Source organism: Caulobacter sp. AP07 (assembly GCF_000281955.1).
In the GTDB taxonomy this organism is placed as follows: Bacteria; Pseudomonadota; Alphaproteobacteria; order Caulobacterales; family Caulobacteraceae; genus Caulobacter.
On record NZ_AKKF01000096.1, the window covers coordinates 1 to 6,027 of the forward strand.

The 6,027-nt window shown below is 69.9% G+C and carries 8 protein-coding genes; 5 read left to right on the top strand and 3 right to left on the bottom strand.

Translation table 11 applies throughout. The annotated features are described in order from the left end of the window. The 4 genes from hflK to PMI01_RS06105 all read left to right on the top strand — a co-directional run. On the top strand, nt 1-991 hold a 991-nt coding region (hflK, locus tag PMI01_RS06090; protein WP_007665397.1), incomplete at its 5' end, for an FtsH protease activity modulator HflK. After that, complete coding sequence (gene hflC, locus PMI01_RS06095) at nt 988-1,833, top strand: protease modulator HflC (RefSeq protein ID WP_007665398.1); 846 nt, start codon at nt 988-990, stop codon at nt 1,831-1,833. The genes hflK and hflC, both read left to right, overlap by 4 nt. 141 nt (nt 1,834-1,974) lie before the next feature. Further along, nucleotides 1,975-2,568, top strand: coding sequence for a TetR/AcrR family transcriptional regulator (locus PMI01_RS06100; RefSeq protein WP_007665399.1), 594 nt, complete (start codon nt 1,975-1,977; stop codon nt 2,566-2,568). Beyond that, nucleotides 2,565-3,641 (top strand): heparan-alpha-glucosaminide N-acetyltransferase domain-containing protein, encoded by a 1,077-nt coding sequence (locus tag PMI01_RS06105; RefSeq protein WP_007665400.1) that lies wholly within the window; start codon nt 2,565-2,567, stop codon nt 3,639-3,641. The genes PMI01_RS06100 and PMI01_RS06105 overlap by 4 nt, the downstream gene beginning before the upstream one ends. A gap of 34 nt (nt 3,642-3,675) precedes the next feature. On the opposite strand, the gene PMI01_RS06110 is transcribed toward PMI01_RS06105, so the two are convergent. The 3 genes from PMI01_RS06110 to PMI01_RS06120 are packed head-to-tail and all read right to left on the bottom strand — an operon-like array spanning nt 3,676 to nt 5,708. Further along, entirely contained in the window at nt 3,676-4,341 is a 666-nt protein-coding gene (locus tag PMI01_RS06110; protein WP_007665401.1) for an HAD family hydrolase, read from the bottom strand. Continuing rightward, nucleotides 4,338-5,207, bottom strand: coding sequence for a phosphoserine phosphatase SerB (serB, locus tag PMI01_RS06115; RefSeq protein WP_007665403.1), 870 nt, complete (start codon nt 5,205-5,207; stop codon nt 4,338-4,340). The genes PMI01_RS06110 and serB overlap by 4 nt, the downstream gene beginning before the upstream one ends. Before the next feature lie 60 nt (nt 5,208-5,267). Further along, nucleotides 5,268-5,708, bottom strand: coding sequence for a hypothetical protein (locus PMI01_RS06120; protein ID WP_007665405.1), 441 nt, complete (start codon nt 5,706-5,708; stop codon nt 5,268-5,270). 69 nt (nt 5,709-5,777) lie between these two features. On the opposite strand from PMI01_RS06120, the gene PMI01_RS06125 reads away from it, so the two are divergent. Continuing rightward, the coding region (locus tag PMI01_RS06125; RefSeq protein WP_007665407.1) for an isopentenyl transferase family protein at nt 5,778-6,027 on the top strand (250 nt) is incomplete at its 3' end.

The window sequence follows — 6,027 nt, forward strand, 5'->3', positions numbered from 1 at the left end:
CCCCGGCGCCCCGCCGCCGCCCGTCGACGTCAACGCCCTGATCGAGCGCCTCAACCGGCGCCTGCGCCAGACCTTCAGCGGCCCCGGCCGGCCCCGCGCCATCGCCCTGTCGGCGGCCGGCGTCGTCGCCCTGTGGGCCCTGTCGGGCTTCTATGTGGTGCAGCCCAAGGAACAGGCGGTGATCACCACCTTCGGCGCCTACACCCGCACCGCTGGCCCCGGCCTGCGCTATCACCTGCCCTATCCGGTCGAGGCCGCCGAGCTGGTGCAGGTCACCGCCACCCAGGCCCTCGACGTCGGCGGCACGGTCAGCGCGCCGGTGCCCGACGAGCGCCTGATGCTGACCGGCGACGAGAACATCGTCGATCTGAGCTTCACCGTGCAGTGGCACGTCTCGGACGCCGCCAAGTACAGCTTCAACGTCTATGAGCCCGACGCGGTGATCAAGGACGTGGCCGAGAGCGCCATGCGCGAAGTGGTCGGCCGCACCGCCCTCACCCCGATCCTGACCAACGGCCGCGGCCAGGTGCAGGACCAGACCAAGCGCCTGATGCAGCAGATCCTCGACCGCTACGACATCGGCGTGTCGATCCAGAACGTCAACATCCAGACCGCCACGACGCCCGGCCCCGTGCTGGAAGCCTATCGCGACGTGCAGCGCGCCGCCCAGAACGCCCAGTCGGCGGCCAACAACGCCCGCGGCGAGGCGGCCCAGATCACCCAGGCGGCCCTGGGCTACCGCGAGCAGGTGGTGCGCGAGGCCGGCGGTGACGCCGCCCGCTTCAACCAGATCTACGAGCAGTACAAGCTGGCCCCGGCGGTGACCCGCGAGCGCCTCTATATCGAGACGATGCAGCGCGTCCTGGCCAGTTCCAACAAGGTGATCGTCGACAGCAAGGGCGCCAACGCCCCCGTCATCCTGCCGTCGGAAACCTTCCGGCCCAGGACCTCCGCCCCGAACGCCAACGCCGCCGAGGGAGCTGTCCGATGAACAACCTCAAGGGTACGACCGTCTTCGCCGGCGTCGCCGTCCTGGCCCTGGTGATCCTGGCCAATGTGGTGCTGTTCAAGGTCGACCAGCGCCAGCAGGCCCTGGTCGTCCGCTTCGGCGACCCCGTGCGCACCGTGCTGACACCCGGTCTGCACGTGAAGAGCCCGTTCGAAACGGTGCTGAAGTTCGACAAGCGCAACATCGCCCTCAACGCCAACGAGGAAGAGGTGACCGCCGCCGACCAGGAGCGCCTGGTGGTCGACGCCTTCGTCCGCTACCGCATCACCGATCCGCGCCAGTTCTACCGGACCCTCGGCACCGAGACCGTCGCCAAGGACCGGCTGGAGAGCATCGTCAACGCCGCCCTGCGCGAAGAGGTCGGCCGCTCGAACTCGGAAGACGTCATCGCCGGCAAGCGCGCCCAGGTGATGGCCGCCATCCGCGCCAAGGTCGCCCGCCAGGTCGCCGCCGGCGATCTGGGCGTGCAGATCATCGACGTGCGGATCAAGCGCGCCGACCTGCCGCCGGCCAACGAGCAGGCGGTGTTCGAACGCATGCAGACCGCCCGCAAGCAGGAAGCGGCCGAACTGCGGGCCATGGGCGAGCAGAAGCGCCGCGAGATCGTCGCGACGGCCTATGAGGAGGCCGAAACCATCCGCGGCGACGCCGACGCCCAGCGCGCCCAGCTGTTCGCCTCCAGCTTCGGCCGCGACCCGGCCTTCGCGTCGTTCTACCGCTCGATGCAGGCCTATGAGGCGTCCCTGGGCAAGGGCGACACCACCCTGGTGCTCTCGCCCGACAGCGCCTTCTTCCGCTACTTCGAGAAGGGCCCGGCGGGGTAGACCTTCGAGATCATGGGCCGGCGGGAGTTTCTCCCGTCGGCCCACCCCTTTTCCCTGGCAACTGGCCCGATGCTCGACCTCAAGCCTTTTGACGCGCTGCTGGCCATTGACTGAACGATCGTTCGCTCATATTCAATCGAAATGACGAAACGCGCGGAAACCACGGAACGACGGCGGCTGGAGATCATCGAGGCGGCGATCGCCTGCTTCGTCGAGGCTGGCTTCCACCAGACCGGCATGCGGGACATCGCCGGGCGAGCCGGAGTCAGCGTCGGCAACCTCTACAATCATTTCATGGACAAGGCCGCGCTGATCGCCGCGATCGCCGCCCTGGAAACCGATCAGGTCGAGGACTTCGTCGCCGCCACGGCGCCGGGCGACGCCGCCGACGCCGCCCTCGACGCCTTCTGCCGGGGCTATCTGGCGATCTGCCTCCAACCGGTGTCGATCGTCCTGACCGCCGAGTTCGCCTCCGAGGCCGTGCGCAATCCGGCCATCGGAGCCCTGTTCGAACGCAACAGGCGGATCCTGCGTCGGGCGCTGGCCGCCATACTGGAGCGCGGCGTGCGCGCGGGCCTGTTCGACCCCGCGCTCGACCGCGACGAAGCCGCCGCGACGATCATCGACATGATCGAAAACCTGCCCATCAGGGCCCACCTGCAAGGCGGCGAGGTCGGCGCCGATCGATCCGAGGCGCTGCTCGGCTTCGTCCGCAAACTGGCGCGCCGCCCATGAACCTCCCCGAGAACGGTCGCCTCCAGGACCCGCCGGCTCGCCTCGAGGGGCTGGACCTCGCGCGCTGCCTGGCCCTGCTGGGCATGGTCATCGTCAATTTCAGCATCGCCATGGGGGCGGACGCGCAACGCGATCCGGGCCTGCTGGCCCATATCGAGCACGCGCTTCAGGGGCGCGCCGCCGCCACCTTCGTGACCCTGGCCGGTCTGGGGCTCGGTCTCGCGGCCCGGCGCGCCGGCCACGCCGCGACCCTGGCCGTCACCGCCAAGCGCTCGGCCTTCCTGCTGATCGCCGGCCTGCTCAACACGTTGCTCTTTCCCGCCGACATTCTGCACTACTACGCGGTGTTCTTCCTGCTCGGCGCGCTGTGCCTGCGGCTTCCCGGCGCGGCGCTGGTCGCGCTGATGCTGGCCGTGACGATCGCCGCCGTGACGTTGATCCTGCGGTTCGACTACAACGCCGGCTGGAACTGGGAGACCTTCGACTATCCGGGCTTCTGGACAGCGACGGGCTTCCTCCGCAACCTGGTCTTCAACGGCTTCCATCCGGTCTTCCCGTGGTTCGCCTTCTTCCTGTTCGGCCTGGTCCTGAGCCGTCTGGCGCTGGACAGGCGCCGGGTGCAGTGGCTCCTGGTGGCGGGCGGGGCGGCCGGCCTGGCGCTATCAGGCCTGCTCGGCGAGGTTCTGGGCGGCCTGGCGACGCGAGACGCGCCCAGGCTCGCGCCCTTGCTGACCACCGCTCCCCTGCCGCCCATGCCGCTGTTCGTCCTGGCCGGCTGCGGCGCCGCGGCGCTGGTGACGGGGTCGGGCCTGATCCTGGCCCGGCAACGGTTCCGAGCGGCGCTGGCCCCGCTGATGGCGACAGGCCGGCAGACCCTGACGCTCTACATCGCCCATATCCTGCTCGGCATGGGAACACTGGAGGCCCTGGGCCGGCTGGGCGGGCAGCGTTACGTCGAGGTCGCCGTGGCCGTCGCGGTCTTCTGCGGCGCGGCCGTCGCCTATGCCGTCGTCTGGTCCCGGTTCTTCAAGCGCGGTCCGGCCGAAATGCTCATGCGCCGCCTGGCGGGCTGATCCCGAACAAGTCGGGAATGACGACATCCGTGGCTCAGCTCGCCGCCTTCAGCAGGTCCAGCACCACGTGCAGGCTGTGGGCGATGTGGACGCACTTGTCGTGCATCTCCTCGGTCGGGTCGAGGATGTCGGGCACCATGATCGTCATCATCCCCGCCGCGTGCGCCGCCCTCACCCCCGGGTGGGAGTCCTCCAGCGCCAGGCACAGGGTCGGGTGGACGTTCAGGCGCCGGGCGGCCTCCAGATACGGGTCCGGATGCGGCTTGTGGCGGGCGACGTCGGCGTTGGCGACCACGGCGTGGAAGCGGCGCACCAGGTCGAAGCGGCCCAGATAGCGGTCCACGGACTGGCGGCTGTTGGAGGTGGCGATGGCGCGGGGGATGGCCAGGGCGTCGAGATAGTCGAGAATCTCCATCACCCCGGTCTTCAGCCGCACCTCGGCCTCGAGCAGGGTTTCGACATCGCTCCAGGTGCGGGCGAAATAGTCCTCGACCGGGAAGCTCGCGCCGTAGAGCTCGCGCAGCATCACCCCGCATTCCGGGTTGGTCTTGCCGACCATCGAGGCGTAGGTCGCGGCGGTGAAATCGACGCCGAACGCCTGGCCGGCCTCGATCATCGCCGCCTGGTAGACGGTCTCGGTGTCGAGCAGCAGCCCGTCCATGTCGAACACCACGGCCTGGACGCCGCGCGGGAAGGTCAAGACACGAACTCCGAAGCCTTGTAGCCCTGGAAGTAGAGCAGGGCCGTGAGATCGGCGTGATCGACTTTCGCATGCGCCTGGGCCGCGACGATCGGCTTGGCGCGGTAGGCGACGCCCAGACCGGCGGCCTCGATCATCGCCAGGTCGTTGGCCCCGTCGCCAACCGCCAGGGCGTCGGCCGGGGTCAGGCCCAGGCCGGCGGTCTCTTCTTGCAGCGCCGCCAGCTTGGCCTCCTTGCCGAGGATCGGATCGCCGACCTGGCCGGTCAGCTTGCCGCCGTCTTCGATCAGGGTGTTGGCGCGATTGACGTGAAAGCCCGCCGCCTGCGCCACCCGGCTGGTGAAGAAGGTGAAGCCGCCCGAGACCAGGGCGCAGCGGGCGCCGTGGGCGGCCATGGTGCGCACCAGGGTCGCGGCGCCCGGATTGAGCTTCACGCGGTCGTCGTAACAGGCCTGCAGCGCGTCGGTCGACAGCCCCGAGAGCATGCCCACCCGCTCGCGCAGCGCGCCTTCGAACAACAGCTCGCCGCGCATGGCCCGCTCGGTGATCTCCGAGACCTGGGCCTTGACCCCGGCGAAGTCGGCCAGTTCGTCCAGGCACTCGCAGCCGATGATGGTGGAGTCCATGTCGGCGATCAGCAGGCGCTTGCGGCGCCCCTCGGCGGACTGGACGGCGAAGTCGACCGGCGCGTCGCCGATCGCCGCCTTCACCGCCGCGTGGGCGTCGGCCAGCGGCAGGTTGGCGGCCAGGTCGACCGCCCCCTCCCCCAGCGGCGTCTCGACGGTGACGACGACCGCGGCGCGCACGGCGGCGACCGCCGTCGCCAGGGCGGCGGGGTCGGGCGAGACGAGGGTGATGGCGAGCATGACCGGCGGCTATTGGAGGAAGCCGCCCGCGTCAACCTTCGAAGCGTCGCGAGCGGTCGATCAGGAGGCTGGCGCGGCGACCGCCATGCAGCGGGTGAACACCGCCATGGCCTGGTCCTTGCCCCCTCCGGCGGCGAAATTGGCCGACAGATTGGCCACGCCGCGACGATAGAGCACGGTCGGCGTCTGGCCCTGGGCGAGGCCTTCGGCATAAGCCTTGTCGAGCAGAATCTCGCCGCTGGCCCCCAGCATGCGGAGCATCGGCAGCATCGCCGCGCTGCTGCCGTCGCCCTTGGAGAACTTGGTCGCCAGATCCGGATTGCGCTGCAGGATCTCGTCGATGGTCACCAGCATCACGCCGCAACCCAGGCGCTCGTCCAGACCGGCCGGCGCGGTTTGCGTCACGGGCTGGGTCGCGGACTTGGCGGCGGAGGCCGCCACGGCCGGCCCGGCGGCCCCGAACACGGCGGCGACCAGGATGGCGCTGACGATGGTTTTCATGGTTTCTCACAAACGACGCTAGAAGAGCCAGCGCAACGGCCCTCGAGGCCCCAAAGGATCGACCTGAGATTGTCCGACGCACCGATCGTTCTTATCGCCGGGCCCACGGCCAGCGGCAAGTCGGCCCTGGCCCTGAAACTGGCGCGCGAGACCGGCGGCGAGCTGGTCAACGCCGACTCGATGCAGCTCTATGCCGGCCTGCGGGTGCTGACGGCCGGCCCCTCCCCCGAAGAACTGGCCCAGGCTCCGCACCATCTGTTCGGCGCGGTCGACGCCGCCGACGGCTGGTCGGTCGGCCGCTGGCTGGCGGCGGCGGCCG